General features: G+C 69.6%; 26 protein-coding genes. 23 read left to right on the forward strand and 3 right to left on the reverse strand.

Annotated elements, in window-relative coordinates; translation table 11 throughout:
- The first annotated feature begins 6 nt into the window (after positions 1-6).
- From AC1Q7H_RS33550 to AC1Q7H_RS33570, 5 genes are read left to right on the forward strand one after another with little or no spacing between them, the layout of a single operon-like run.
- Positions 7-1713, forward strand: a complete 1707-nt coding sequence (locus tag AC1Q7H_RS33550) for an FAD-binding protein (RefSeq protein WP_211979690.1) — start codon at positions 7-9, stop codon at positions 1711-1713.
- Positions 1697-2461, forward strand: coding sequence for an SDR family oxidoreductase (locus tag AC1Q7H_RS33555; protein WP_211979691.1), 765 nt, complete (start codon positions 1697-1699; stop codon positions 2459-2461). The genes AC1Q7H_RS33550 and AC1Q7H_RS33555 overlap by 17 nt, the downstream gene beginning before the upstream one ends.
- Positions 2462-2488: 27 nt before the next feature.
- A complete protein-coding gene (locus AC1Q7H_RS33560; protein WP_211979692.1) occupies positions 2489-3556 on the forward strand; it encodes a ferredoxin--NADP reductase in 1068 nt (355 codons plus the stop codon).
- Position 3557: 1 nt separating this feature from the next.
- Entirely contained in the window at positions 3558-5192 is a 1635-nt protein-coding gene (locus AC1Q7H_RS33565) for a FadD3 family acyl-CoA ligase (RefSeq protein WP_492382197.1), read from the forward strand.
- Complete coding sequence (locus AC1Q7H_RS33570) at positions 5192-5656, forward strand: nuclear transport factor 2 family protein (protein ID WP_013952287.1); 465 nt, start codon at positions 5192-5194, stop codon at positions 5654-5656. Before AC1Q7H_RS33565 ends, AC1Q7H_RS33570 begins: the two co-directional genes overlap by 1 nt.
- Before the next feature lie 97 nt (positions 5657-5753).
- On the opposite strand, the gene AC1Q7H_RS33575 is transcribed toward AC1Q7H_RS33570, so the two are convergent.
- A complete protein-coding gene (locus tag AC1Q7H_RS33575; RefSeq protein WP_211979694.1) occupies positions 5754-6620 on the reverse strand; it encodes an SDR family NAD(P)-dependent oxidoreductase in 867 nt (288 codons plus the stop codon).
- A gap of 208 nt (positions 6621-6828) precedes the next feature.
- Here AC1Q7H_RS33575 and AC1Q7H_RS33580 point away from each other — a divergent pair, with 208 nt between their 5' ends.
- The 3 genes from AC1Q7H_RS33580 to AC1Q7H_RS33590 are packed head-to-tail and all read left to right on the forward strand — an operon-like array spanning position 6829 to position 8883.
- Positions 6829-7248 carry a nuclear transport factor 2 family protein gene (locus AC1Q7H_RS33580; protein WP_013952288.1) on the forward strand — a complete coding sequence of 140 codons (420 nt, stop codon included), beginning with the start codon at positions 6829-6831 and terminating at the stop codon, positions 7246-7248.
- The gene (locus AC1Q7H_RS33585; RefSeq protein ID WP_371827368.1) at positions 7245-8099 is read left to right on the forward strand and encodes an SDR family NAD(P)-dependent oxidoreductase; all 855 of its coding nucleotides are present in this window, start codon (positions 7245-7247) and stop codon (positions 8097-8099) included. The genes AC1Q7H_RS33580 and AC1Q7H_RS33585 overlap by 4 nt, the downstream gene beginning before the upstream one ends.
- A gap of 25 nt (positions 8100-8124) precedes the next feature.
- Positions 8125-8883, forward strand: coding sequence for an SDR family oxidoreductase (locus AC1Q7H_RS33590; RefSeq protein ID WP_153953835.1), 759 nt, complete (start codon positions 8125-8127; stop codon positions 8881-8883).
- Between the two features lie 45 nt (positions 8884-8928).
- Here the strand turns inward: AC1Q7H_RS33590 and AC1Q7H_RS33595 are convergent, their stop codons facing one another.
- Complete coding sequence (locus AC1Q7H_RS33595) at positions 8929-9828, reverse strand: NAD-dependent epimerase/dehydratase family protein (protein ID WP_013952292.1); 900 nt, start codon at positions 9826-9828, stop codon at positions 8929-8931.
- 43 nt (positions 9829-9871) lie between these two features.
- Positions 9872-10702 (reverse strand): SDR family NAD(P)-dependent oxidoreductase, encoded by an 831-nt coding sequence (locus AC1Q7H_RS33600; protein ID WP_492378311.1) that lies wholly within the window; start codon positions 10700-10702, stop codon positions 9872-9874.
- 232 nt (positions 10703-10934) lie between these two features.
- Here AC1Q7H_RS33600 and AC1Q7H_RS33605 point away from each other — a divergent pair, with 232 nt between their 5' ends.
- The 15 genes from AC1Q7H_RS33605 to AC1Q7H_RS33675 all read left to right on the forward strand — a co-directional run bounded on the left by AC1Q7H_RS33605 (position 10935) and on the right by AC1Q7H_RS33675 (position 26084).
- Positions 10935-12122 (forward strand): helix-turn-helix transcriptional regulator, encoded by a 1188-nt coding sequence (locus AC1Q7H_RS33605; protein ID WP_013952294.1) that lies wholly within the window; start codon positions 10935-10937, stop codon positions 12120-12122.
- Positions 12123-12378: 256 nt separating this feature from the next.
- Entirely contained in the window at positions 12379-13095 is a 717-nt protein-coding gene (locus AC1Q7H_RS33610) for an EthD domain-containing protein (protein ID WP_013952295.1), read from the forward strand.
- A 105-nt stretch (positions 13096-13200) separates the two neighbouring features.
- Positions 13201-14097 carry a VOC family protein gene (locus AC1Q7H_RS33615; protein ID WP_013952296.1) on the forward strand — a complete coding sequence of 299 codons (897 nt, stop codon included), beginning with the start codon at positions 13201-13203 and terminating at the stop codon, positions 14095-14097.
- A gap of 7 nt (positions 14098-14104) precedes the next feature.
- Positions 14105-14995: a CoA transferase subunit A gene (locus tag AC1Q7H_RS33620; protein WP_492382198.1), complete on the forward strand. Its 891-nt coding sequence runs from the start codon at positions 14105-14107 to the stop codon at positions 14993-14995.
- 23 nt (positions 14996-15018) lie between these two features.
- Positions 15019-15819 carry a CoA-transferase subunit beta gene (locus tag AC1Q7H_RS33625; RefSeq protein ID WP_013952298.1) on the forward strand — a complete coding sequence of 267 codons (801 nt, stop codon included), beginning with the start codon at positions 15019-15021 and terminating at the stop codon, positions 15817-15819.
- A 7-nt stretch (positions 15820-15826) separates the two neighbouring features.
- On the forward strand, positions 15827-16717 hold the full coding sequence (locus tag AC1Q7H_RS33630) for an enoyl-CoA hydratase (RefSeq protein WP_013952299.1): 891 nt from the start codon (positions 15827-15829) through the stop codon (positions 16715-16717).
- Positions 16714-17796, forward strand: coding sequence for an NAD(P)H-dependent flavin oxidoreductase (locus AC1Q7H_RS33635; protein ID WP_013952300.1), 1083 nt, complete (start codon positions 16714-16716; stop codon positions 17794-17796). The genes AC1Q7H_RS33630 and AC1Q7H_RS33635 overlap by 4 nt, the downstream gene beginning before the upstream one ends.
- A 19-nt stretch (positions 17797-17815) precedes the next feature.
- Positions 17816-18607: an enoyl-CoA hydratase family protein gene (locus AC1Q7H_RS33640; RefSeq protein ID WP_013952301.1), complete on the forward strand. Its 792-nt coding sequence runs from the start codon at positions 17816-17818 to the stop codon at positions 18605-18607.
- A complete protein-coding gene (locus tag AC1Q7H_RS33645) occupies positions 18597-19763 on the forward strand; it encodes an acyl-CoA dehydrogenase family protein (protein ID WP_013952302.1) in 1167 nt (388 codons plus the stop codon). Before AC1Q7H_RS33640 ends, AC1Q7H_RS33645 begins: the two co-directional genes overlap by 11 nt.
- A 21-nt stretch (positions 19764-19784) precedes the next feature.
- On the forward strand, positions 19785-20852 hold the full coding sequence (locus AC1Q7H_RS33650; RefSeq protein ID WP_492382199.1) for an acyl-CoA dehydrogenase family protein: 1068 nt from the start codon (positions 19785-19787) through the stop codon (positions 20850-20852).
- A 20-nt stretch (positions 20853-20872) separates the two neighbouring features.
- Positions 20873-22024, forward strand: a complete 1152-nt coding sequence (locus AC1Q7H_RS33655) for an acetyl-CoA C-acetyltransferase (protein ID WP_153953828.1) — start codon at positions 20873-20875, stop codon at positions 22022-22024.
- Positions 22025-22034: 10 nt separating this feature from the next.
- Positions 22035-22910, forward strand: a complete 876-nt coding sequence (locus AC1Q7H_RS33660) for an SDR family oxidoreductase (protein WP_013952305.1) — start codon at positions 22035-22037, stop codon at positions 22908-22910.
- Between the two features lie 11 nt (positions 22911-22921).
- Positions 22922-24085: an acyl-CoA dehydrogenase family protein gene (locus tag AC1Q7H_RS33665; RefSeq protein WP_211979697.1), complete on the forward strand. Its 1164-nt coding sequence runs from the start codon at positions 22922-22924 to the stop codon at positions 24083-24085.
- The gene (locus AC1Q7H_RS33670) at positions 24082-25284 is read left to right on the forward strand and encodes an acyl-CoA dehydrogenase family protein (RefSeq protein WP_492382200.1); all 1203 of its coding nucleotides are present in this window, start codon (positions 24082-24084) and stop codon (positions 25282-25284) included. Before AC1Q7H_RS33665 ends, AC1Q7H_RS33670 begins: the two co-directional genes overlap by 4 nt.
- Positions 25281-26084, forward strand: coding sequence for an SDR family oxidoreductase (locus tag AC1Q7H_RS33675; RefSeq protein WP_013952308.1), 804 nt, complete (start codon positions 25281-25283; stop codon positions 26082-26084). Before AC1Q7H_RS33670 ends, AC1Q7H_RS33675 begins: the two co-directional genes overlap by 4 nt.
- Positions 26085-26118: the final 34 nt, after the last annotated feature.

Consider the following 26118-nt stretch of genomic DNA (forward strand, 5'->3'; position numbering starts at 1 on the left):
GCCAGCATGTACCCTCCGACCGATTCCGCCACGCCGGTCCACGCGCCGCTGCGCCTGGACGATCCGGCCGCACACCCGTGGCAGGCCGCCTGCGATGCCGTGGTGGTGGGCTTCGGCGCTGCCGGGGCCTGCGCCGCGCTGGAAGCCGCGCATGGCGGCGCGCGCGTGATCGTTGCGGAACGCTTCGAAGGCGGAGGCGCCAGCGCCAGGAGCGGCGGGGTGGTCTACGCCGGCGGCGGCACGCGCTACCAGTCCGCCGCGGGCTATGCCGATACACCGCAGGCGATGGCGGACTACCTGCGCCAGGAGACGGGCGGGGTCGTCAGCGATGCCACGCTGCAGGCGTTCTGCCAGCGCAGCCGCGAGATGATCGGCTGGCTGGAAGGCCTGGGCGTGCGCTTTGCCGCCACCGTGCCGCCGCGCAAGACCTCGTATCCGGCGCAGCCCTATTACCTCTACTACTCCGGCAACGAAGCGGTTACCGGGTATGCGCAGCATGCCGCGCCCGCGCCGCGCGGCCACCGCGTGAAAGGCCCCGGCATGTCCGGCCGCATGCTGTATGGCGTGCTGCGCGCCGCCGTGCAGGCCCGGCCGGAGGTGACGGTGATGCGCCAGACCGCGGCACGGCGGCTGATTCTCGACCAGGACGGCGCGGTCGTCGGCATCGAGCTGTGGCAGCTGCCGCCGGGCCGCCACCAGAAGCGCCACGCCCGCCTGGCGCGCCTGGCCGAGCGCCTGCACAACGCAGCGCCTGCGCTGGCCGACCTGCTGCGCGAGCGCGTGCTGCAACTGGAACTGCGCCATGCGCGCCCGGTTGCGGTGCGCACCGGCGCGGTGGTGCTGGCCGCCGGGGGCTTTATCTTCAACCGCGCCATGGTGGCGCGCCACGCCGGCAAGTATCTGCAGACCTGGCGCCTTGGCGCGACCGGCTGCGACGGCAGCGGCATCCGCCTCGGCGAGTCGGCGGGCGCGGCCACGCGGCACCTGGAGCGGGTCTCGGCATGGCGCTTCATCAATCCGCCGTTCGACTGGGCGCGCGGCTGCGTGGTCGATGCGCAGGGTGCGCGCATCGGCAACGAGGAAACCTACGGCGCCACCCTTGGTCACGCCATCTGCGAACGGCACGGCGGGCGGGCCTGGCTGGTCCTGAACCGCGAACTGGCGCGCGCCGCTCTGCGCGAATGCCTGGGCGGCCGGCTGTGGGCCTTCCAGGCCTTGCCCGCGGCGCTGCTGATGTTGGCGGGGTCGCGGCGCGCCGCCAGCCTCGAGGCGCTTGCCAGCAAACTGGGCATGCCCGGCGCGGCGCTGCGGGCCACTGTCGATGCCTATAACGCCGCGGCCCGCGGCGAGATCCCCGATCCGGCCGGCAAGTCGGCGCCGATGTGCGCGTCGCTCGAAACCGGGCCGTGGCTTGCCATCGACATCTCGGCCAACAGCCGCGTCTTTCCGTGTCCTGCCATCACGCTGGGCGGCTTGTCAGTGGAAGAGTCCAGCGGCCGTGTATTGGCTGCCGCTGGCGGGGCACCCATTCCAGGGCTTTATGCCGTGGGCCGTACTGCCGTCGGCATCGCATCCAACCATTACGTAAGCGGCCTGTCGCTTGCCGACTGCATCTGGTCGGGGCGCAACGCGGGCCGCCACCTGACACGACAGCCTGCCGGCGACCGGCAGGCACACACCAACGAGGAGACTACCCATGAGCCAACGTACTGAAGGAAAGATCGCCATCATCACCGGGGCCGCCAGCGGCGTCGGCAAGGAAGACGCACTGCTGCTGGCGCGCGAAGGCGCGCGCGTGGTGCTGACCGACCTCAACGAGGAAGCGGGCCATGCCCTGGCGCGCGAGATCGGCGAGACCGCGCTGTTCGTGCCGCATGACATCGCCAGCGAAGCGGGCTGGCAGCAGGTGATGGCGCGCACCGAAAAGCAATTCGGCGCGCCCAGCGTGCTGGTCAACAATGCCGCCATCCTGATGCTGGGTTCGGTCGAGGACGCCACGCTGGAGCAATGGCAGCGCGTGATGCGCATCAATGCCGACGGCTACTTCCTCGGCTGCAAGTACGGCGTGGCCGCGATGAAGGCGGGCGGCGGCAGCATCGTCAATATGTCGTCGGTGGCGGCGCTGGGCGGCATGGGTGCGTTCTGCGCCTACAGCGCCAGCAAGGGCGCGGTGGCCGCGCTGACGCGCGCGGTGGCGGGACACTGCAAGCAGAGCGGCTACCGGATCCGCTGCAACTCGATCCACCCGGACGGCATCCTCACGCCGATGACCGCGGCCTTCCTGCCGGGCGGTGCCACGGCCCTGCCGGAGGAGGTGGGCGGCGCCGAGCCGATGCAGCGCATGTGCCATCCGCGCGACGTGGCCAACCTGGTGCTGTTCCTGGCCTCCGACGAATCGCGCTTTATCAACGGTGCGGAACTGCGCATCGACAACGCGCAGACCATCATGGGCGTGGCCTGACCCCGCCCCGAGCAAGAGAAGGACATCATGGCGCCAGTGCAATTCCACCGGCTGCAGATCGCCGAAGTCGTCACGGAAACGGACCAGGCGCATTCGCTGGTATTCGCGCTGCCGGACGGCCTGCGCGATGCGTTTGCCTACCGTCCCGGGCAGTTCCTGACCCTGCGCGTGCCCGTGGACGGCGTGCCGCTGCAGCGCTGCTATTCGCTGTCGAGCACGCCTGAGGTGGACAACGCCCTGCGCGTGACGATCAAGCGCGTGCAGAGCGGGCGCGTGTCCAACTGGATCTGCGACCATCTGGGCGCGGGCGATACGGTCGAGGTGATGCCGCCCGCCGGGGTGTTCACCCCGCCTGCGCTGCATGGCGATTTCCTGCTGCTGGCCGGCGGCAGCGGCATCACCCCGGTGCTGTCGATCGCCAAGGCGGCGCTGCGCCACGGGCGCGGCGCGGTCACGCTGGTCTATGCCAACCGCGACGAACGCTCCATCATCTTCCGCGAGGCGCTTGCCGAACTGGCGCGCAGCCACCCAGGCCGGATGCTCGTGATCCACTGGCTCGACAGCGTGCAGGGGCCGCCGACGCAGCGCCAGATCGAGGAACTGGTGCGGCCGTGGAGTGTGGCACAGTGCTTTGTCTGCGGACCCGGCCCGTTCATGGACGGCGCCCAGGCCGCGCTGCAAGCACTGGGCGTGCCGCGCGGGCAGCTGCATGTGGAGCGCTTCGTGTCCTTGCCCGATGTGCCGGTGGCAAAGGCGCCGGCAAGCGGGGCCGCCAGCGCGGGGGACACCCCCCCGGCGTCCCCCGCGCCCGCGATGCGCGGTGCCGCACTGACCGTGCAGCTCGACGGCGAGACCCACCATGTCAGCGTGGCGCCGGACGAAACCGTGCTCGACGCGCTGCAGCGCGCCGGCGTGGCCGCGCCCAACTCCTGCCGCGCCGGGCTGTGCGGCGCCTGCATGTGCCAGGTGACGCAGGGCGACGTGACGCTCGGCGAGAACCATGTGCTCGACCGCGCCGACCTGGAGGCGGGCTGGACCCTGGCTTGCCAGGCCCGCCCGTCCAGCGGCGAAATCCACCTGAAGTTCCCGGATTGACATGACCCCATCTGACATCATCGACGCCATTGCGGCACCGGCCGGCCTCGACCTCGCCGTCGCCAACGACGACATTGCCGCGACCATTCCCGAGCTGGTGCGGCGCGCGGCCAGGCGCCACGGCGAGCGCATCGCCATCCAGGAAGACGGGCTGCGCCTCACCTACGCCGCGCTCGACGCCAGCCGGATACAGGCGGCCAGGGCGCTGATGGCGCTGGGCGTGCAGCCCTGCGACCGCGTTGCCGTCTGGGCGCCAAACTTCTCCGAATGGATCATCGCTGCGCTGGCCACGCACAGCATAGGCGCGGCGCTGGTGCCGCTCAACACGCGCATGAAGGGGGCCGAAGCCGGTGCCGTGCTGGCCGACAGCGGCGCGCGCCTGCTGTTCTGCGTCGACGGTTTCCTCGGCGAAAGCTATCCGCAGATGCTGGCGCCGCACCGCCCCGCCACGCTGGAACGGCTGGTGATCCTGCGCCCCGGGCAGGGCCGGGCGCCGGGCCCCGACGAGCTGGCATGGGAGGCCTTCCTCGCGCTGGCGCCACAGGCGGACATGGCGGCGTTCGCCAAGCGCGAGGAAGGCGTGCGCGGCGACACGCTGATGGACATCATGTTCACCTCGGGCACCACCGGGCGCCCCAAGGGCGTGATGACCGCCCACGCGCAGAACCTGCGCGCCGTCGACGGCTGGGCCGCCATCACCGGGGTGCGGCCGGGCGACCGCTACCTGATCGTCAATCCGTTCTTCCATACCTTCGGCTACAAGGCCGGATGGCTCGCCGCGCTGTCGCGCGGGGCCACGGTGCTGCCCCACCTGGTGTTCGACGCCGAGGCCGTGATGACGCGCGTGGAGAACGAACGCATCACGGTGCTGCCCGGGCCGCCGACGCTCTACCAGACCCTGCTCAACGCGCCGCGCCTGCGTGAGTTCGACCTGTCATCACTGCGTGTCGCGGTGACCGGCGCCTCGGCGATTGCGCCCGCGCTGATCCAGCGCATGCGCGACGAACTGGGCTTCGACACCATCATCACCGGCTACGGCCTGACCGAGTCGTGCGGCTTTGCCACGCTGACCCGCGCCGGCGACGACGCCGAAACCGTCGCTGCCACCTCCGGCCGCGCCATGCGGGGCATCGAGATCCGCTGCATTGACGGGCAGGGGCAGCCGGTCGCCACCGGCGAGCCGGGCGAGGTGCTGGTGCGGGGCTACAACGTGATGCAGGGCTACTTCGGCCTGCCCGAAGCCACCGCCGAAGCTATCGACAGCGACGGCTGGCTGCATACCGGCGATGTCGGCACGCTCGATGCGCGCGGCTACCTGCGCATCACCGACCGCATCAAGGACATGTTTATCGTGGGCGGCTTCAACTGCTACCCGGCGGAGGTGGAGAAGCTGCTGGTGGCGCATCCGGCCGTGGCCCAGGTGGCGGTGGTGGGCATGCCGCACGAGCGGCTGGGTGAAGTGGGGCGTGCCTACGTGGTGCTGCGCCACGGCGCGCGCGTGGACGCCGAAACCCTGATCGCCTGGGCGCGCCGGCACATGGCCAACTACAAGGTGCCGCGCGAGGTGCTGTTCGTGACGTCGCTGCCGGTCAGCGCGGCAGGCAAGGTGCTGAAGTACCAGTTGCGCGAAGCCTGATGAACAAGGAACCGATCATGACCGACATTGCTGCCATTGCCGACCGCGTCGCGCGGCTTGAAGCCGCGGAGGCGATCCGCGCGCTCAAGCTACGCTACCTGCGCGCTTGCGATGACAAGGACCCGGACGCGATGCGTGCCTGCTTCGTGCCGGACAACGCGCATATCCACTATGACCGGATCGGCAGCTTTGCCGGCCGCGAGGCGCTGGTGCAGTGCTTTGCGGAGCTGGCGTGCCGGCCGACGTTGCGGGAGATGCATTTTGCGGGGCAGGCGGATATCCGTGTGCTGGATGACAACACGGCGCAGGGTAGCTGGGATCTGGCCTACCTGGCGCTGGATGATGCCAGTGGTTCGCGTACCTTCCTGACCGGGCGCTATGCGGATGAGTATGTGCGGGTTGATGGTGCCTGGCTGATCCGGTCGACGGGGTTCACGACGGGGTTGTTGTCGCAGGGAGGGTAGGAGGGCCGCGCTTGTTTGCTCCCCTCTCCCGCTTGCGGGAGAGGGGAGCGCATGCAAGAGGTGGTGGCAAGTTCCAACGCTCGCGCGCGCCCAATTCCTATTCCACAATCGCCGGATGCACCGGTGGCGGCCCGCCCAGTGCCTGCCGGTACGACGGCGGCTGCACCCCTTCGGCATCGACGATGCCATAGGCCAGCGCCGCCTCGGCGCCGATCAGCACGCGGCCGGATTTGTCCATCAACGCGGGATCGCGATACAGCGCATCGATAATGCGGCCCGTGAACTCCGGCGTCTCCGCCACCGGCGCGAAGCCCGCGTACTTGTCCGGATGCTTCTCCCATACCCGCAGCGTGCGGGCCGTGCGCAGTGGCCCCATCCACAGCGACACCGCCGCGACGCCGCAGGGCCGCAGGTCGACCGCCATGTCGTGCGCGAACTTGTCGATGCCCGCTTTTTGCGCCCCATAGGCCGGACCGTGCATATAGCAGTTGGCGCCGAATGACGAGGTGAACACGATCAGCCCGCGGCCCTGCGCGGCCATGATGGGCGCGGCATGCCAGCTGGCGACGTAGCCTGAGCGCAGGCCCACGTCGAGGATGCCGGCCATCTCCAGCGGCTTCTGCCAGAACGGCCCCGGCATGATGAGCTCGTCGTGCAGGAAGGTCGCATTGTTGACCAGGATGTCGATCCGACCGGATTCCTCGCCCACACGCCCGAACAGGCGCGCCACCTGCGCATCGTCGCGATGGTCGCACGCGACCGCGATGCCGCGCCCGCCCAGCGCATCGATCTCGCGCGCCGTGGCGTGGATGGTGCCGGGCAGCGGCGCGCTGCCTTCCTGCTCGGTGCGTCCGGTCACGTACACCGTAGCGCCTGCCGCGCCGAGCGCCAGCGCGATGCCCTTGCCGGCACCGCGCGAGCCGCCCGTGATGACGGCGACGATGGCCTGTTCCGCCTGCTTCATGTGTGTCTCCTGTGTCATTGATGTCATCGAAGCTTGGGGCGGGCGCGGCGTCGTTACATCCTTCGTTCGGACTACTCGGTACCCGGTCCGGATACTCCACGCGGACGATGGCCCCCGGCCCGGCAAGACCGACGATAGTCCCCATCCCAACGACTGCCCGCGCGGCGTATCGCGGCGCTGGCGGTCACAACAAGGAGTGAGACTGGCCATGTCCGAACTGGAGTGCAAAGAAGCCATCCATGCCCTGACCTGCCGCTATGCGCAGGCGGTGGACCGGCGCGATTTCCCGAAACTAGCAGCGCTGTTCACGGCGGACGCATGGCTGAGCGGGCCGGGCTTCCGCATGGACGGACCGCAGGCGATTGCTGACGGCATGGCATCGCTCGGGCAGTACAGCGCCACGCAGCATCACGTGCACCAGCAACTGGTCGAAGTCGATGGCGATACCGCGACCGGCGAGACCTATTGCGTGGCCAACCACCTGTACGAGCAGGACTGCGTGCCGCGCAAGCTGGACTGGGGCATCCGCTACCAGGACCGCTTCGTGCGGCGCGACGGCCAGTGGCGCATTGCCGCGCGCGAGCTGTTGGTGGACTGGACGCAGGACCTGCCGCTGCGGGGGGCATGATGACGACCCGTGTACTGGAAGGCAAGACGGCCCTCGTCACCGGCGGCGCCGGCGGCATCGGCGCGGCCAGCGCGCTGGCGCTGCTGCGCGACGGCGCGGCGGTGGTCCTCATGGGGCGGCGGCGCGAAGCGCTGGAGGCGGCACGGCGCAGCCTGCGCGCGCAGGTGGCCGGCGCCACCGTGGCAATCAGCGTCGGCGACGCTTGCCGCGAGGATGACGTGCAGGCCGCGCTGCAGCAGGCCTGGGAGCTGGAGCGGTGCCTCGACATCGTGGTCGCGACCGTTGGCGGCGGCGGTTTCCGTCCGCTGCTGATGCATGACGCGGCCTCGCTGATGGCGGAGCTGGAGCTGAACATCGCCAGCGCGTTCCTGGCGGTGCGCCACGCGTCGCCGCTGATGGCACCGCGTGGCGGCGCGATCGTCTGTATCTCGTCGAACGCGGCGCGCATGACCTGCCGCTGGCTGTCGGCATACTGCGCCGCCAAGGCGGGGCTGGAAGCGTTCGTGCGCGCCGCGGCCGAGGAGCTGGCGGGATGCGGCATCCGCGTCAATGCGGTGCGGCCGGGGCTCACCCGCTCCGGCGCGACCGGACCGATGTTCGACAACCCGGCCATCCTCGACAAGTTCGTCGCGCAGATGCCGCTGGGCCGCGCCGGCGAACCGGACGACATTGCCAGCGCGGTGCGCTACCTGGCGGGGCCGGAATCGGGCTGGGTGACCGGACAGAGCATCGCCGTGGACGGCGGCAGCGAGCTGCGCGGCAATCCCATCCTCGATGAAACCGTGGCGGCGGTGTATGGCGAAGCCGCGCTGCAGGCCGTGCTAGCCGGCAGGATTCCCGAAGCCGGCTGAAGCCGGCAACCCAAGGAGATAAGCAATGAATCAAGTCAGGGACAAGGTTGCGCTGGTCACCGGCGCGGCCAGCGGGGTAGGGCGCGCCGACGCGCTGCTGCTGGCGGCCGAAGGCGCGCGCGTGGTCATCAGCGATGTCAACCAGGAGGCCGGGCAGGCACTGGCCCGCGAGATCGGGGATGCGGCCATGTTCGTGCGCCACGACATTGCCAGCGAAGAGGACTGGCGCAAGGCCATGGCCGCCACACAGGACCGCTTCGGCCGGCTCGACGTGCTGGTCAACAATGCGGCCATCTGTCCGCTCGGGTCGATCGAGGAAACCTCGCTCGACAGCTGGCGGCAGGTCATGCGCGTCAATGCCGACGGCTATTTCCTGGGCTGCAGGTTCGGTGTGCAGGCAATGAAGGGCAACCCCGCCGGGGGCTCCATCGTGGTGATGTCGTCGGTGGCGGCGCTGGGCGGGCTGCCGATGATGTGCGCATACAGCGGCGCCAAGGGCGCCGTTACCGCGCTGACGCGCAGCGTCGCCGTGCACTGCAAGCAAAGCGGCTACCGGATCCGCTGCAACTCGATCCATCCCGATGGCGTCTGGACGCCGATGACGCAGGCGCTGGTGCCGGACCTGGATCCGGCCGCGCTCGGCATCGGCACCGACCCGATGGCACGCATGTGCCAGCCGGAGGATGTGGCCAACCTAGTCCTGTTCCTGGCTTCGGACGCGTCGCGCTTTATCAATGGCGCCGAATTGCGCATCGATAACGCGCAGTTGATCTCGGGGCTGTAAGAGCCGCTGCGGCGGCCGGCGCAAGCAGGCCGCCGCAGCGCCGAGCTAGCTGTACTGCGCCACGATCTCGCCGACCGTGCGCAGGATGTCGCGGCGCCGATAGCCGAGCAGGGCGGTCTCGGCCGCATCCGGCTCGTAGTAGAGGGTGTTGCCCCTGCCGAAGCAGATGGCCGAGTCCGGCAGCAACGGGTGCTCCTGGTCGATGACAGGCGGCACCGGGCGGCCCGCGTCGCGGAAGAAGGCGCCGAAATAATCCTGGAACGACAGGTTCTCGTCACCTACCAGGTAAGCCTTGCCGTTTTCACCGCGCAACAGCGCGCCTTCGATCGCTTCCGAGAGCGAAGTGGCCGAGATGAAATTGACGCCGCCGGGCGGCGCGAAATCCGGCATCGGCGCAAAGTTGCCGCGGGCGTAGTCGGTATAGGCCTTGAACATCGGGACCATCAGGCCCGGCACCGTGCCCACGACGAATGGCGCGTTCACGCTGCTCACGCGGAAGGCATCGGTGGCCAGCGCGCGCACGCCTTCATCGGCCAGCTTGCGCGAGCGGATATAGGCGTTGTCCTCGGCCAGCTGCGGCTGCGCCTGCGGGTAGAAGCTGCCGACGTAGACGGCGACCCGGATCCCGGCAGCGCGCGCCGCGCGCAGGAAACGCGGCACGCCCTCGATGTTGGCGCGTTCCCAGTGTGCGGCTTCGTCGCCGCCAGGCGGCACGTGGCGCACGTCGTTGCCGGCGGCGAAGACCAGCGCGTCGAAGGCGCCGAGCTGCGCGGCCGGCACGTCGTTGGCGATGTAGTCGCAGCGCAGGAAGTCCAGCCCGCCCAGCGCCGTGCCAGCCGCGGGGCGGTTGCGCCCCGCGATGGTGACCTCGTGCCCGCGGCTGCGCAGGTGCAGGGCCGCGTGGCCCCCGATCATGCCGGTGCCGCCGACGATCAGTATCTTCATGCTTGTCTCCTTGGTGGGGTGGTGTGGCCGCGGTGCGCGGCCATCAGAGGTTCATGCCGTTGCCGGCGATGACCGGCATGTTGGTCCACGCGCCCTTGGGGTCGCGATACCAGCCGGCCGCGGCCAGCGCGCCGCCATTGACATGCAGCGCCGTGCCGGTGATCCAGGCCGCGCGCGGGCTGGCCAGGAACAGGATGCCGTCGGCAATGTCGCGCGGCGTGCCGAAGCGGCCCAGCGGAATCCAGCGCGGGATATGGTGCTGGTGTTCCGCCGCGACCATCTGCGACACCGGAACCTGCGGCGTTTCGGTGGTCTCGGGGGCGATCAGGTTGACGCGGATGCCCGCCGGCGCCAGCTCCAACGCCAGGCTCTGCGTGAAGCCGGTGATGGCAGCCTTGAAGGCGCCGTAGACGCTGCAGTACGGAATGCCGCGGAAGGCCTCGATCGACGACACCGTGACGATGCTGCCGGCAGCACTGCGCCGCAGCAGTGGCAGCATGGCGCGCGTGACGGTGAAGACGTGGCCCAGGTTGGCGGCGTAGAGGCTGGCGATCTCGTCGTCGGCATAGAGCTCGAACGGCTTGGCGATGCGCAGGAAATCGCCGACGTTGTTGACCAGCACGTCCAGCACTCCGAAACGCTGTTCGACCTGCGCAGCCAGTTCGCGCACGATGCCGGCATCGGTGGCATCGCCCTGTACCACCAGCATTTCCGTGCCGGGCTTGTTCAGCAACTCCCGGGCCTGCTCGGCGCGCTGTTCGTCGATCTCGATCAGCGCCACGCGCGCACCCTGTTCCAGGAAGGCTTGCGCGGCGGCGAGCCCGATGCCGGCGCCGCCGCCGGTGACCAGCACGGTCTTGTCGGTGAAATCCATCTGAGTCGTTCTCCTTCGGTTGCACTGTGGTGTGCGGCCATTTGATCGGCGGCAGGCGCGATGGGCATCGTCCGATTGCAGGTCAGGGAAAACACTTAGATGGCGCGAACCAGGGCAAACAAGAGCGCCGCGTGACGGACATCGGCAGGCAGCCTCCCTATAATCTGCGCTGCCCAGGTGCCGCAGAGCACCGGTCAGTCCACGCATGGGGTGTGGAAACAGGAGACAGACAATGTTGATGGCGACCGTTGAGGCGCAAGGGGTGGCGTCGCCCTGGTTTGCGCAGTCCGGACTGAGCCTGCCGCATTTCAGCGCGCTGCTGGCGGCGGTCTATGAAGGGCCGATGGAACCCGTGCCCTGGGGCCGCGCGCTGGAAATGCTGCGCAAGCAACTTGGTGCCAGCTATGTGAGCTTCATCCTGCGCTCGCCCGCGAGCGACCGCAGTGGCATCGCGGTGCACGCGTCGCAGCACGGCACTTCGCTGGAGGCCGAGGCGTCGTACAACACCTACTACTACGCCATCGATCCCTTTATCAACCTGCCTACCGACCGGGCCGTGACGGTCGACGAAGCGATGGGCCCCGGCAACTGGTGCCGCAGCGAGATCTACCGGCAGTTCCTGCAGCCGCTTGGCGTGCGCTACCTGCTGGGCGCGGACATCCGCACCGAAGACGGGGTCGAGTGCCGGCTGCGCGTCTGCCGCCAGCACGACGCGCAGGACTTCTCCGAGGTGGACAAGGCGGCCTGCGCCACCATCCTGCCGCACCTGAGGCGCGCGGTCCGGCTGCATTCCAGGCTGGATGTGGTCGAATCGGAGCGCAGCCTCTATGCGGGCGCGATCGACCGCATGCTGGTGGGCATGGTCATCCTCGACGCAGCCGGCGCAATCCTGAAGAAAAATGCGGAAGCCGATGAGATCCTGGCGGAGAACGACGGCATCCGCCTCAATGGCGGCAACTTCGAGATCGCCTACGCACAGGAAAGCCGCAAGTTCCAGTACCTGCTGCGCCGCGCCCAGATGGGGCACCACGGCAGCGCGCCGGCGCTGGCCGAAGCCATGTCGATCACCCGCCCCTCGGGGCGCGGCAAGCTGGGCGTGCTGATCCGCACCATTCCGCTCAGCGAATGGTCGGAAGACCACCGGCATCGCCCGGCCTGCGCTGTCTTTATCCGCGATCCCGAGCGCAAGTCGCGCGCCTCGCACGAGGTGGTGCGCAAGCTGTTCGACCTCACGCCCGCCGAGACCGCACTGGCACTGGTGCTTGCCGACGGCATGACGCTTGACGAAGCCGCCGAGGCGCTGGGCACCAGCAAGAACACGGCGCGCGCCCACCTGCGCGCGATTTTCTCCAAGACCGGGGTCACGCGGCAGGCCACGCTGGTGCGCATGCTGCTGAGCAGCGTCGTGACGCTCGGCTGAGCGCCATGGCTTGATCCACGCACGCGTGTTCCAGGACGCGCGTAATGCCCTTATGGCCCGATGATCGGTCCTCCTAGTCCGAATGGAGGATGAGACCCGCCATCCGCGCCCCTAGCATGCATCCGACAAGCGGGCGCGGCACACGGACGGCACCTCAGACGGACGCAGCGGCGCGTGCTGTCCACGCCCGGTCCTGTTCTGCGCACGCATCAACCTGTCCGGCCCCGGCCGGCACCAGTACCAGGGAGCGTGGAGCATGGAAAAAGTCATCTATATCGTCTGGCGCGAATCTCAGACCGAGCCGGGGGAGTTCGCGCGCCGGCTGCGCACGACGCTTGCGGACAAGCTATTGGCGCTGGGCGCGCGCGGACTGCAGGTGAACGTGGCCGATGACGCGGTGTTGCCGGCCGCGGGCCTGCGCCAGGCGAATACCCGCCCGCAGATGGATGGGCTGGTCTCGGTCTGGATGGACAGCGCCATCGACTGCCTGCGGCAGCCGTTCGACCAGGCGATCGAGGCCGCCGTGGGCCGCATGGCCGGCTACCTTGTGACGGAGTCCCAGCCCATCCGCAATACACGTTTCCCGGCCGCGCCGGGCGAACGCACGCCCGGCTTCGCGCAGCTTGCCTTCCTTACCCGGCCGCCCCGGCTTACGCCGCAGGCCTGGCTGGACATCTGGCACAACCACCACACGCCAGTGGCGGTCGAGACCCAGGACAACTTCCTCTACGTGCAGAACGTGGTGGTGCGGCCGGTCACCTACGCCGCGCCGCACTACGACGCCATTGTCGAAGAGGGCTTCCCCGATGCGGCGATGACCGACCCGCAGGCGTTCTTCGACGCGGCCGGCGACGAAGGCAAGTTCCAGCGCAACCTGCAGGCCATGATGGAAAGCTGCCAGCGCTTCATCGACTTCGACAAGATCGACGTGATTCCCACCAGCCAGTACCTCGTGCGCCCGGCGGCGGCCTGACGCCCGCGCCGGACCGGCTAGTCCCACTGGACGATGTGCCGGGCCGCAGCGCACGGAAGAATGGTCCCATCAGCCAACAGTGGCAACGAACCTGAGGAGACCGGCATGTTGGATATCCGTGCGCTAGGCTACATCGTAGTCGAGTCCACCGACCTGGGGCAATGGCGGCACTATGCCGAACAGGTGCTGGGCATGGCCTGTTCCGGCGCCCCCGGCGGTGCGCTGTACGTGAAGATGGACGAGCGCGACTACCGCTACCTGGTGGTGCCGGGCGCGCGTGACCGCTACCTGGCATCGGGCTGGGAGCTGGCCGACGAGTCGGCCTACCGCCATGCGCTCGACACGCTGCGCCAGGCCAAGGTGGAGGTCGTGCACGCCAGCGCCGCGGAACTGGCACAGCGCCGCGTGCAGGCCATGGCCTGGTTTTCCGATCCCTCGGGCAACCGCCATGAGATCTCCTGGGGCATGCGCTCGGACTTCCTGCGCTTTGTCTCGCCGCTGGGCGTGCCGCGCTTCATCACGGACCCGATGGGGGCGGGCCATGCGGTCCTGCCCGCGCCGGCCTTCGACGAGACCTATGCCTTCCTGTGCGAGGTGATGGGTTTCGGCCTGTCCGACATCTTCCGCGTGCGCTTTACCAACGACCCGGCCGAACCGGAAAAGCGCATCCACTTCCTGCATTGCGGCAACGCCCGCCACCACAGTCTGGCGATCTTCGAGATGCCGTCGGAATCCGGCTGCATCCACGTGATGGCCGAGGTCCCCGACATGGCCGAGGTGGGCCGCGCGCTGGACCGCGTGCAGCAGCACGGCGTGACGCTCTCGGCCACGCTGGGCCAGCACTGCAATGACCGCATGACTTCCTTCTACATGAAGACCCCCGGCGGCTTCGACCTCGAATTCGGCCACGGCGGCCTGGTGGTGGACTGGAGCCACCACGCGGCCTACGAGGCCACGCGCGTCAGCCTGTGGGGACACGACTTCAGCATCGGATACCGCTAAACACACCATGACCAAGACAAACGACAAGACCATGAGCGCGGCCGACGTGGTCGGCCGGCTCGCCGATGGCATGACCATCGGCATCGGCGGCTGGGGCCCGCGCCGCAAGCCGATGGCGCTGGTGCGCGAGATCCTGCGCTCGCCGCTGAAGGACCTGAGCGTGGTCGCCTACGGCGGCCCCGAGGTGGGCATGCTGTGCGCGGCCGGCAAGGTGCGCCGGCTGGTGTTCGGCTTCGTCTCGCTCGACGTGATTCCGCTCGAGCCCTACTTCCGCCAGGCGCGCGAGCGCGGCGTGCTGGAAGTGACGGAGCTGGATGAAGGCATGCTGCAGTTGGGCCTGCGCGCGGCGGCCGCGCGCCTGCCGTTCCTGCCGACGCGCGCCGCGCTGGGCACCGACGTGCTGGACATGAACCCCCAGCTGAAGACGGTGCGCTCGCCCTATGCCGACGGCGAAGTGCTGGTGGCGATGCCGGCAATCAAGCTCGATGCCGCGCTGTTGCACGTGAACGACAGCGATGTGCTCGGCAACACCCGCATCGACGGGCCCGATCCGTTCTTCGATGAATGGTTCGCACGCGCCGCGCACCGCTGCTATGTGAGCTGCGAAACGCTGCACCCGCGCCTTGAGGATGAAGACCTGGCGCGCGCGCGCAACAACGCCTTCGAGCGCTCGCTGGTAAGCGGCGTGGTGCACGTGCCCGGCGGCGCCCATCCCACTTCCTGTGCGCCGGCCTACGGCTGGGACCTGCCCGCGCTGAAGGCGTACTGCGCCAGCGCCGAGGCCGAGGACGGCTTCCGCGCCTACCGCGACGAGGTGGTGGGCGCGAGCGAAGCGGCCTACCTGGAGCGCATCGGCGGCCTTGGCCATGTGCACGACCTGCCGCTGCCGGTACTTTGAACCCGCCAACCCAAGGAGCGACCGTGAGCGCCACTTATGAATTCACCCGCGCCGAGCTGATGATTGCCGCCGCCGCCCGCGAATGGCGCGACGACGGCGAGGTGCTGGCCACCGGCATCGGCACCGGCCCGCGCATCGCCGCCGGCCTGGCGCGGCTTGCGCACAATCCGGGCCTGCTGCTGACCGACGGCGAGGCCTACCTGGTGGAAACGCCGGTGCCGCTGGGCCCGCGCGAGCCGGGCTACAAGGTGCGCGCCAGCGGCTGGATGGGCTACTCGCGCGTGTTCGACTGCCTGTGGGGCGGGCGGCGCCACGCGCTGGTGATGCCGACGCAGATCGACCGCTTCGGCCAAACCAATATTTCCTGCTTGGGCGGCACGCATGCGCAGCCCAAGACCCAGCTGCTGGGCGCACGCGGCTTTCCCGGCAACAGCATCCACCACGCCAATTCCTTCTTCGTGCCGGCCCACGGCACGCGCGCGTTCGTCGCCGGTGAAGTCGACATGGTCTGCAGTGCCGGCTACAACCCGGCCCGCCAGTTGGAGGGCATGCGCAGCTTCGTTGACCTGCGCGTGATCGTCACCGACCTGTGCGTGATGGATTTCGGGGGGGCTGACCATGCTATCCGCGTGCGCTCGCTGCACCCGGGCGCGAGCTTTGACCAGGTGCAGGCGGCCACGGGCTTTGCGCTGGCGAATACACCCGGCGAGGCCCTGCCGGAGACGGCGCCGCCGACACCGGAAGAGCTGCGGCTGATCGCCCAGCTTGATCCGCACAACCTGCGCGCGGCAATCGTGCGCGGCAATCCTTCCGGACGCGTGTGAGGCCGACATGACAACGCCAGCTTTCGAAGCCATCAGTCTTGGCCCCAATGCCGAGGTGCTCTACCAGGTCGCGGACGGCATTGCCACCGTGACCATGAACCGGCCGCAGTTCCACAACGCGCAGAACTCCAAGATGACCTACGCGCTGGACGAGGCCTACCGGCGCGCCGCCGCGGACGACGCGGTCAAGGTGATCGTGCTGCGCGGGGCCGGCAAGCATTTTTCGGCCGGGCACGACATCGGCACGCCGGGACGCGACATCAATGTGTCGTTCGAGCGTGCCTCGCTCTGGTATGACCATGTCAACAAGCCGGGCGGCGAGTTCCTCTATGCCCGCGAGCAGGAGGTCTACCTGGGCATGTGCCGGCGCTGGCGCGAACTGCCCAAGCCGACCATCGCCATGGTGCATGGCGCCTGCATTGCCGGCGGGTTGATGCTGGCGTGGGTGTGCGACCTGATCGTGGCGTCGGACGATGCCTTCTTTGCCGATCCGGTGGTGCGCATGGGCATTCCCGGCGTGGAATACTTCGCGCATCCCTACGAGCTGCATCCGCGCATCGCCAAGGAGTTCCTGTTCCTGGGCGAGCGCATGGGCGCCGAACGCGCCGAGCGCATGGGCATGGTCAACCGCGTGGTGCCGCGTGACGCGCTGGAAGACACCGTCTACGGCATGGCCGCCAAGGTCGCGCAGATGCCGCGGCTGGGCCTGACGCTGACCAAGCAGGCGGTCAACCATGTGGAAGACCTGCAGGGCAAGCGCACCGCGATGGATGCCGTCTTTGCCTGGCACCACTTCGCCCATGCGCACAATGAACTGGTCAGCGGCGACAAGCTCGGCGGCTATGACGCGCGCGCCATGGCCGCTTCGCAACGCACCGGCGGCGAGGACAAGGCATGAGCACCGCGAGCCTGCACACCGTGCTGTGCGACCTGCTGGGCTGCCGCTACCCCATCGTGCAGACGGCGATGGGCTGGGTGGCGGATGCGAAGCTGGTGGCGGCCAGCGGCAATGCCGGGGCCTTCGGCTTCCTGGCCGGCGCCACCATTCCGCCCGGCGAAGTCGAGCGCGAGATCCTGCGCGTGAAGGCGCTCAGCGACCGGCCCTTCGGCATCAACTTCCACATGTTCCAGCCCAACGCGGATGAAGTGATCGAGATGGCGATCCGCCATCGCTTGCGCGCCGTCAGCTACGGGCGCGGCCCGGACGCGAAGATGATCGGCAAGCTCAAGGCGGCTGGGGTGGTCTGCATGCCGACCGTCGGCGCGGCCAAGCATGCGGCCAAGGCCGTGGCACTGGGCGCGGACGTGGTCACCGTGCAGGGCGGCGAGGGCGGCGGCCATACCGGCGGCACGCCGACGACGCTGCTGCTGCCGCAGGTGCTGGACAGCGTGAGCGTGCCGGTGGTGGCCGCCGGCGGCTTCTTCGACGGCCGCGGACTGGCTGCGGCACTGGCCTACGGCGCGGCCGGCGTGGCCATGGGCACGCGCTTCCTGATGTCGGCCGAATCGCCGGTGCCGGCGCCAACGCTGGAGCGCTACGTCAAGGTGCGCGACCCGGCCAGCATCCGCGTATCGCTGGCCATTGACGGCCTGCCGCAGCGAATGATCGACAACGACCTGCTGCTGGCGCTGGAGAAGGCCGGTCCGCTGCGGCGCACCTGGCTGGCGCTGGCGGCCGCGCGCAAATGGCAGGCGCGTACCGGCATGCGCAGCGCGCAGATGCTGGCCACCGCCTGGCGCGCGATGCGCGAGCAGGACTACAGCGCCGCCCAGACCCTGATGGCCGCCAACGCGCCGGTGCTGATCCAGCGCGCCATGGTGGAGGGATGCCCCGATGAAGGCGTGCTGCCCAGCGGCCAGGCAGCCGCGGCGATCCGGGCCATCGAATCCTGCGAGCAGATCGTGGCCGGCATGGCCGCGCAGGCGCAGGCGCGCCTTGCGGCGCTGGCTGGCGCCGCACTGGCTGCAGCGGCCTGACCCACAGACAGAGGAAACCATGCAAACGAACAAAAAGACCGGGCCGTTCCGCATCGACACCGCCGACGGCATCGCCGAACTGGTGATCGACCATGCGCCCGTCAATGCGCTCGACAGCGCCGGCTGGCATGCGCTGGCCGCCGCGATCGACCAACTCGGCACCGATCCCGCCGTGCGCGTGATCGTGCTGCGCGGCGAAGGCCGCGGCTTCTGCGCCGGCGTCGACATCAAGGAGCTGGCCGCGCACCCGCAGCGCATCGTCGATGTCAACGCCGGCAACTACGCCACCTTCCGCGCCGTGCACCGCAATCCCAAGCCGGTCATCGTGGCCGTGCACGGCTTCGTGCTGGGCGGCGGCATCGGCATCTGCGGCGCGGCCGACATCATCGTGGCCGCGGATTGCGCGCGCTTTGGCGTGCCGGAGATCGACCGCGGTGCCATGGGTGGCGGCGCCCACCTGCAGCGCATGTTCGGCGTGCAGAAGGTCAGGGCGATGTACTTCACGGGCGAGATGATCGATGCCGCCGAGGCGTACCGGCTGGGCGCGGTCGAGCGCGTGGTGCCGCGCAGCGAGTTGCGCGACGCCGCCATGACGCTGGCCCGCCAGATCGCCGCCAAGAGCCCGGCCATGCTGCAGCTGGCCAAGGAAGCGCTCAATGGCGTGGAAGACGGCAACCTGGAGGACAAGTACCGCTGGGAACAGGGTTTCACGCTGCAGGCCTATATGAGCGCCGATTCCGGCGAGGCGCGTGCCGCCTTCGTCGAAGGCCGCGAAGCCCGCTTTGCGCAGGGGGAGCGCGATGCAGCTTGAATACACCGACGCCCAGCGCGCCTTCCGCGCCGAGGTGCGCGACTGGATGGCCGCGCACGTGCCGCGCACGCCGCTGGCGAGCTTCGATACCGAAGCGGGCTTCGCCCAGCACCGCGCCTGGGAAGCCACGCTCAACCAGGGCCGCTGGAGCATGGTCACGTGGCCGGCCGAACTGGGCGGGCGCGGCTGCGACCTGATCGAGTGGCTGATCTTCGAGGAAGAGTACTGGCGTGCCGGCGCGCCGATGCGCGTCAACCAGAACGGCATCTTCCTGCTCGGGCCCACGCTGATGGAATTCGGCACCGAGGCGCAGAAGGCGCGCTTCCTGCCGCGCATGGCCTCGGGCGAGCATGTCTGGGCGCAGGGCTGGTCCGAGCCGAACGCAGGCTCGGACATGGCCGCGATCCGCTGCAGCGCGATCCGGCAGGGCGATGACTATGTGATCAACGGCCAGAAGATCTGGTCGACGCGGGCGGTGTGGGCGGACTGGCTGTTCGGCCTGTTCCGCACCGACCCGGCCTCGACGCGACACCATGGCCTGACCTTCATCCTGATGCCGCTGGACACGCCCGGCATCACCGTGCGCCCGATCCGCCAGCTCAACGGCCAGACCGGCTTTGCCGAGATCTTCTTCGACGACGTGCGCGTGCCGGTGGAAAACCGCCTGGCCGCCGAAGGCGCCGGCTGGCAGGTGGCCATGGCCACCGCCGGCTTCGAGCGCGGCCTGATGCTGCGCTCGCCGGCGCGCTTCCAGGAAACCGCACGCGCGCTGGTCAGGCTGTACCAGGCCAACCGCGAGGCGGCGGACCGCGACCCCTCGCTGCGCGAGGCAGTGCTGCGCGCCTGGATGGACGCCGAGGCCTACACGCTGTCCACCTACGCCACCGCGAGCCGCCTGGTGCGCGGCGGCCATATCGGCGCGGAGTCGAGCACGAACAAGGTGTTCTGGTCCGAGCTGGACATCCATATGCACGATACCGCGCTGGCCATCCTGGGGCAGGCGGCAGAGGTCGCGCCCGACGGCCAGCCGCCGGGTTCGCTCGGCCACTGGCTGGACGGCTTCCTGTTCTCGCAGGCCGGCCCGATCTATGCCGGCACCAACGAGATCCAGCGCAACATCGTCGCCGAGCGCCTGCTCGGCATGCCGCGCGCATGACGGCACCCCGGGGAAAACACCATGGATTTCGCATTGACCGAAGAACAAGAACAGTTTGCCGAGGCGATCCGGCGCTTCCTGATGACCGAGATGACGCCCGAGCTGACGCGCGAGCTGTGGGCCACCGAGTCCGGCCGCTCCGACGCGCTGTGGCGCCAGCTTGCCAACCAGGGCCTGACCGCGGTGATGGTGCCGCAGGAGCAGGGCGGACTGGGGCTGGGGGACGTCGAATGGGCGCCGCTGGCGCAGGCCTGCGGCTACTTTGCGCTGCCCGAGCCTTTGCTCGACACTGCGCTGGTGGCGGCGGGGCTGCTGCGTGACGCGCTTGCGGCGGCGCCGAACGCCTCGGCGCGCGAGCGCTGCGCCACGCTGCTGGAGCGCATCGCCGCCGGCGATGCCCGCGTGGCGGTGGCGCATCCGCAAGAGCGGCTGGTCGCTGACGCCCATGTGGCCGACGCCATCCTGTGCGCGCACGAAGGTGCCGTGCACCTGCTGCGGCCCGACCAGGCCGTGCTGACGGCGCGCACCGGGCTCGATCCTTCGCGCCGTCTGTTCGAGCTGGCCTGGACGCCGGCCGCGGATACCGGGCTGATTTCGTCCGGCAGTGGCCTGTGGGACAGCGCGCTGAACCGCGGCGCGCTCGGCGTGGCCGCGCAGCAGCTGGGCCTGACCCAGCGCATGCTGGACCTGGCGATCGACTACAGCGCGCAACGCAAGCAGTTCGGCAAGGCCATCGGCGCCTACCAGGCGGTCAAGCACCTGCTGGCCGACGTGGCGATCCAGCTTGAATTCGCCCGGCCGGTGCTGCTGCGCGCCGCCGCGGCGCTGGCGCATGGCCTGCCCGATGCGGGCCTGCATGTCTCGCACGCCCGCGTGGCCGCCGCGCGCTGCGCCTGGAGCGCGGCGCGCCAGGCCATCCAGGTGCATGGCGCAATGGGCTACACCTGGGAGCTGGACCTGCAGATCTTCACCAAGCGGGCCTGGGCCCTGGCGGGAAGCTGGGGCGACCGTGCCTTCCACAAGGCGCGCATTGGCGCGCACATCCTTGACGGCGCGCGTGACATCGGCGCTGGCGCCACCTTCGCCTGAATCCAAAGAGAGCAAAGACCATGAAAGACGCCTATATCGTTGATGCCCTGCGCACGCCCACCGGGCGCCGCAAGGGCGGACTGTCGCACATGCACGGCGCCGACCTGGGCGGCTTCGTGCTGGCCGAGCTGGTGCGCCGCAACGGCATTCCCGCCGAGGACTATGACGACGTGGTGTTCGGCTGCGTCGACACCATCGGCCCGCTGGCCGGCAATATTGCCCGCAGCGCGTGGCTGGCTGCCGGCCTGCCGCTGACGGTGCCGGGCGTGACCGTGGACCGGCAGTGCGGCTCCTCGCAGCAGGCCGTGCACTTTGCCGCGCAGGCGGTGATGAGCGGCACGCAGGACGTGGTCATTGCCGGCGGCGTGCAGACCATGACCCAGATCCCGATCTCGTCGGCCATGCTGGCGGGGCAGGCGCTGGGTTTTGCCGACCCGTTCTCGGGCAGCAAGGGCTGGCAGGCACGCTTTGGCGATGCGCCGGTGTCGCAATTCCATGCCGCGCAGCGCATTGCCGATCACTGGAAGTTGTCGCGCGAGGCCATGGAAGTCTACGCGCTGGAAAGCCACCGGCGCGCCGCTGCGGCCATCGAAGGCGGCCGCTTTGGGCGCGAGATCGTGCCGTGCGAAGGCGTGAAGCATGACGAGACCCCGCGCCCCGATACCACGCTGGCCAGGATGGCTGCGCTGGAACCGCTGATGCCCGGCAGTTCGCTGACCGCGGCCGTGTCCAGCCAGACCGCCGATGCCGCCGCCGCGCTGCTGATCGTCTCGGAAGACGCGCTCAAGCGCTACCAGCTCAAACCGCGCGCGCGCATCGCGCATATGAGCGTGCTGGGAGATGACCCGCTGTGGATGCTGACCGCGCCTATCCCTGCGACCAAACGCGCACTGGAGCGCAGCGGCCTGCGCCTGGCCGATATCGACGTGGTCGAGATCAATGAAGCGTTCGCCTCGGTGGCGATGGCATGGCTGGCCGAGACCGGCTACGCGGCCGAGCGCACCAACCCCAACGGCGGCGCCATCGCACTGGGCCACCCGCTGGGCGCCACCGGCGCGCGCCTGATGACCACGCTGCTGCATGAGCTGGAACGAACCGGCGGGCGCTACGGCCTGCAGACCATGTGCGAAGGCGGTGGCCTGGCCAACGTCACCATCATCGAACGCTTGTAAGGAGACCGCCATGGGAATCTGCGACGCACGCACCGTCATCATCACCGGCGCCGGCGGCGGGCTGGGCCGTGCCTATGCGCTGGCCTTCGCCGCCGAGGGCGCCAATGTGGTCGTCAACGACATCCGGCTCGAGGCGGCCGAGGCCGTTTGCGCGGAGATCCGCGCGGCCGGCGGCAGCGCACTGGCCAGCGCTGACGACATCACGCAACTGGCCATCGCGCAGCGCATCGTCGATGCCGCGGTCGAGGCCTTCGGCGAGGTGCATGTGCTGGTCAACAACGCCGGCATCTGCCGCGACCGCATGTTTGTCAGCCTGACCGAAGCGGACTGGGACGACGTCATGCGCGTGCACCTGCGCGGCCACTTCTGCCTGGCCAACCTGCTCGCCAAACGGTGGCGCGATGCCGCCAAGGCCGGCCGCGCCGTCGATGCGCGCATCATCAACACCAGCTCCGGCGCAGGCCTGCAGGGTTCGGTCGGACAGTCGAACTACGCCGCCGCCAAGGCCGGCATTGCCGCGCTCACGCTGGTGCAGGCCGCCGAGCTGGGCCGCTATGGCATCACCGCCAATGCCCTGGCGCCGGCGGCGCGCACCGGCATGACCGAAGACGTGTTCGCCGACATGATGCGGGCGCCGGCCGCCGGCTTTGACTACTATGACCCGGCCAACGTCGCGCCGCTGGTGGTGTGGCTGGGCAGCGCCGCGTCCGCGCAGGTCAACGGGCGCATGTTCGAGGCGGCCGGTGGCATGGTCTCGGTGGCCGACGGCTGGCGCAGCGGACCCAAGACCGACAAGGGATCGCGCTGGCAGCCGGCCGAACTGGGCGCAGCCGTGGCGGAACTGCTGGCGCAGGCGCAGCCGCCCCAGCCGGTCTACGGCAGCTGAGCGCGACGGCCATGGACTTCTCCCTTAGCGTCGAACAGCAGATGGTCCGCGACAGCGCGCGCGACTACCTCGCCGCGCACAGCGATTCGGAGGCGGTGCGGCGCGTGACCGAGGTAGGCCCGGCGCACGACGAGGCCCTGTGGCAAGCGGTCGCGGGCGAACTCGGCTGGTGCGGCATCGCACTGCCCGAAGCCGTGGGCGGCGCCGGCCTGGGCGCGCCCGGGCTGGTGCTGCTGCAGGAACAACTGGGCCAGCGCCTGGCCTGCGTGCCGTTCTGGTCCGCCGTGTGCGTGGCCGCCCCCTGGCTGCAGGCCAGCCTGGGCCCGCGTGGCAGCGCGCAGTGGCTGGAACGGCTGGCCTGTGGCGAGCTTCGTGCCGCCGCGGTGCTGCCGGACGATGGCCGCTGGCAGTATGACGGCGCCGTGATTGGCGCGCAGGCAAGCACGGATGGCTTCGTGCTGCGTGGCTGCGCTGCCCAGGTGGCCGATGCCGTCGGCGCTGACTGGCTGCTGGTGCCGGCCCGACTCGAAGACGGCGTGCCTGCGCTGTTCCTGCTGGAACCGACAGCACTGGCACAGGATGCGCGATTCATGCTGGCGCCGCTCGATACGCTGGACCGCACGCGGCCGCTGGCCGCGCTGCGGCTGGACGGGCTGCCGGTGCCCGCCAGCGCTTGCCTGGCGCGCGCGGACGCGGCGGCCTCCGGCCTGGCCCATGCCTGGTGGCACGGCAAGCTGATGCTGGCGGCGGAGCAGCTTGGCGCGGCCCAGCAATGCCTGGACCTGACCGTGGCCTATGCCTCGGAACGGATCCAGTTCGGCCGCACCATCGCTTCATTCCAGGCGGTCAAGCACCGCTGCGCGCAGATGATGGTGCTGGTCGAGGCAGCGCGCTCGGCAGTGTATGGCGCGGCGCAGGCGTGGGAAACGAGCGATGTGGCCGATGGTACCGGCATCCGCCTCGACATCGCCGCCGCATCCGTGGCCGCCGACGATGCCCTGCGCTTCTGCGCGCAGGAGGCCATCCAGTTGCATGGCGGTGTCGGCTTCACCTGGGAGTACGACCCCCAGCTCTATTTCAAGCGCGCGCAGGCCGCCAGCCACTGGCTGGGCGGTGCCGGCGCGGCGCTGGCGTATCTCGCAGCAAATGGCCCGCACGCCTGGAGGACAGCATGACAGCGAATCACGAGGCGGCATTTCGCGCCGAAGTCGCGCAGTGGATGGCCGCCAACCTGGCCGGCGAGTTCGCCTGCCTGAAGAACCGCGGCGGCCCCGGCGACGAAGAGGCCTATCCCGAACTGCGCAAGGCATGGGAGCGCCGGCTGGCCGAAGGCGGCTGGACCGGCCTGGGCTGGCCGCGCGCGCATGGCGGGCGCGAGCTGCCGGTCATGCAGCAGGTGATCTTTCATGAGGAATATGCGCGGGCGGCGGGGCCGGGGCGCATGGGCCATATCGGCGAGGGGCTGATCGGCCCGACCCTGGTCGCCTTCGGCACCGAGGACCAGAAGGCGCGCCTGCTGCCCGGCATCCTGAATGGCACCGCGTTCTGGTGCCAGGGGTATTCGGAGCCTGGGGCGGGCTCGGACCTGGCCAATGTGCGCACGCGGGCGGAGCGCGATGCGGCCAGTGGCGACTGGCTGGTGAGCGGCCAGAAGGTGTGGACCTCGCTCGCGCACGATTCGGACTGGATCTTCGTGCTGGCGCGCTGCGAGCCCGGCTCGCGCGGCAGCAAGGGCCTGATCTTCCTGATGCTGCCGCTGGACCAGCCCGGCATCGAGATCCGGCCGATCCGCCAGATGGGCGGTGGCGCCGAATTCAATGAGGTGTTCTTCGACGGCGCGCGTGCCGCCGCCGCCGATGTGCTGGGCGCGCCCGGCGATGGCTGGCGCATCGCCATGGCGCTGCTGGGCTTCGAGCGCGGCATCTCCACGCTGGGCCAGCAGATGCAGTTCACGCATGAACTGGAATGGGTGGCGCAGACCGCGCGCGACAACGGCCGCAGCCGCGACGCGCTGGTGCGCCAGCGCATTGCGCGCGCCTGGGCCGGCCTGCGCGTGATGCGCGCCAATGCGCTGCGCATGCTGGCAGGCGCGGCGCAGGCAGGCCAGGACGGTGGCACCGCGCTGCAGCGCGAGGCGCTGATCTACAAGTACTACTGGTCCAACTGGCACCGCGACCTGGGCCAGCTGGCGCTGGACGTGCTGGGCCCGCTGGCCAATGTGCTGGACGCCGGCGACACGCGCCGCACGCGGCTGCAGCAGATGGCGCTGTTCTCGCGCGCCGACACCATCTACGCCGGCACCAACGAAATCCAGCTCAACATCATCGCCGAACGCGGCCTCGGCATGCCGCGCGAAGCACGAGGACAGCCATGACCCTGAACACCGAAATCCCCAGCGCCCCAGCCTATGTGCCGGGCCATCAGCTGCTCGCCGGCAAGAGCGTGCTCATCACCGCGGCGGCGGGCGCCGGCATCGGCTTTGCCGCCGCGCGCCGCTGCGCGGAGGAGGGCTGCCGCGCGCTGATGATCTCCGATGTTCACCAGAAGCGGCTGGACGAAGCGGTCGGGCGCCTGCGCGCGGAAACCGGCCTGCAGGCGATCCATGGCCAGCTTTGCGATGTGTCGGATGAAGCGCAGGTGCGCGCACTTGTGGCCGCCGCCGAAGAAGTTTTGGGCGGAACCGACGTACTGATCAACAACGCCGGCCTGGGCGGCTCGCGCCGCCTAGTTGATATGGACGATGCCGAGTGGTCGCGCGTGATCGATATTTCCCTCACGGGCACCTTCCGCATGACGCGCGCGATGTTGCCGCACATGCAGGCGCGCCGGCGCGGCGCCATCGTCAACAACGCCTCGGTGCTGGGCTGGCGTGCGCAGAAGGAGCAGTCGCACTACGCCGCGGCCAAGGCCGGGGTGATGGCGCTGACGCGCTGCAGCGCGATGGAGGCCGCCGAATTTGGCGTGCGCATCAATGCGGTGGCGCCCAGCATCGCGCTGCATGACTTCCTGAAGAAGTCGGCGCCGGCCGACCTGCTGCGCCAGCTCAGCGAGCGCGAAGCCTTCGGGCGCGCGGCCGAGGTGTGGGAGGTGGCCAATGTGATGGTGTTCCTGGCCAGCGACTATGCCTCGTACATGACGGGCGAGGTGCTGCCGGTGAGCAGCCAGCGGGCTTGAAGGGAAACAGTTGGGACCGGGAACAACGCAGGAA

It is taken from the genome of Cupriavidus sp. GW823-FHT06D04, assembly GCF_058795055.1.

Bases quoted from the DNA above. Each gene is read 5' to 3' on its own strand.
- AC1Q7H_RS33550 (WP_211979690.1), top strand. From the start codon at position 7: ATGTACCCTCCGACCGATTCCGCCACGCCGGTCCACGCGCCGCTGCGC.
- AC1Q7H_RS33555 (WP_211979691.1), top strand. From the start codon at position 1,697: ATGAGCCAACGTACTGAAGGAAAGATCGCCATCATCACCGGGGCCGCC.
- AC1Q7H_RS33560 (WP_211979692.1), top strand. From the start codon at position 2,489: ATGGCGCCAGTGCAATTCCACCGGCTGCAGATCGCCGAAGTCGTCACG.
- AC1Q7H_RS33565 (WP_492382197.1), top strand. From the start codon at position 3,558: ATGACCCCATCTGACATCATCGACGCCATTGCGGCACCGGCCGGCCTC.
- AC1Q7H_RS33570 (WP_013952287.1), top strand. From the start codon at position 5,192: ATGAACAAGGAACCGATCATGACCGACATTGCTGCCATTGCCGACCGC.
- AC1Q7H_RS33575 (WP_211979694.1), bottom strand. From the start codon at position 6,620: ATGAAGCAGGCGGAACAGGCCATCGTCGCCGTCATCACGGGCGGCTCG.
- AC1Q7H_RS33580 (WP_013952288.1), top strand. From the start codon at position 6,829: ATGTCCGAACTGGAGTGCAAAGAAGCCATCCATGCCCTGACCTGCCGC.
- AC1Q7H_RS33585 (WP_371827368.1), top strand. From the start codon at position 7,245: ATGATGACGACCCGTGTACTGGAAGGCAAGACGGCCCTCGTCACCGGC.
- AC1Q7H_RS33590 (WP_153953835.1), top strand. From the start codon at position 8,125: ATGAATCAAGTCAGGGACAAGGTTGCGCTGGTCACCGGCGCGGCCAGC.
- AC1Q7H_RS33595 (WP_013952292.1), bottom strand. From the start codon at position 9,828: ATGAAGATACTGATCGTCGGCGGCACCGGCATGATCGGGGGCCACGCG.
- AC1Q7H_RS33600 (WP_492378311.1), bottom strand. From the start codon at position 10,702: ATGGATTTCACCGACAAGACCGTGCTGGTCACCGGCGGCGGCGCCGGC.
- AC1Q7H_RS33605 (WP_013952294.1), top strand. From the start codon at position 10,935: ATGTTGATGGCGACCGTTGAGGCGCAAGGGGTGGCGTCGCCCTGGTTT.
- AC1Q7H_RS33610 (WP_013952295.1), top strand. From the start codon at position 12,379: ATGGAAAAAGTCATCTATATCGTCTGGCGCGAATCTCAGACCGAGCCG.
- AC1Q7H_RS33615 (WP_013952296.1), top strand. From the start codon at position 13,201: ATGTTGGATATCCGTGCGCTAGGCTACATCGTAGTCGAGTCCACCGAC.
- AC1Q7H_RS33620 (WP_492382198.1), top strand. From the start codon at position 14,105: ATGACCAAGACAAACGACAAGACCATGAGCGCGGCCGACGTGGTCGGC.
- AC1Q7H_RS33630 (WP_013952299.1), top strand. From the start codon at position 15,827: ATGACAACGCCAGCTTTCGAAGCCATCAGTCTTGGCCCCAATGCCGAG.
- AC1Q7H_RS33635 (WP_013952300.1), top strand. From the start codon at position 16,714: ATGAGCACCGCGAGCCTGCACACCGTGCTGTGCGACCTGCTGGGCTGC.
- AC1Q7H_RS33640 (WP_013952301.1), top strand. From the start codon at position 17,816: ATGCAAACGAACAAAAAGACCGGGCCGTTCCGCATCGACACCGCCGAC.
- AC1Q7H_RS33645 (WP_013952302.1), top strand. From the start codon at position 18,597: ATGCAGCTTGAATACACCGACGCCCAGCGCGCCTTCCGCGCCGAGGTG.
- AC1Q7H_RS33650 (WP_492382199.1), top strand. From the start codon at position 19,785: ATGGATTTCGCATTGACCGAAGAACAAGAACAGTTTGCCGAGGCGATC.
- AC1Q7H_RS33655 (WP_153953828.1), top strand. From the start codon at position 20,873: ATGAAAGACGCCTATATCGTTGATGCCCTGCGCACGCCCACCGGGCGC.
- AC1Q7H_RS33660 (WP_013952305.1), top strand. From the start codon at position 22,035: ATGGGAATCTGCGACGCACGCACCGTCATCATCACCGGCGCCGGCGGC.
- AC1Q7H_RS33665 (WP_211979697.1), top strand. From the start codon at position 22,922: ATGGACTTCTCCCTTAGCGTCGAACAGCAGATGGTCCGCGACAGCGCG.
- AC1Q7H_RS33670 (WP_492382200.1), top strand. From the start codon at position 24,082: ATGACAGCGAATCACGAGGCGGCATTTCGCGCCGAAGTCGCGCAGTGG.
- AC1Q7H_RS33675 (WP_013952308.1), top strand. From the start codon at position 25,281: ATGACCCTGAACACCGAAATCCCCAGCGCCCCAGCCTATGTGCCGGGC.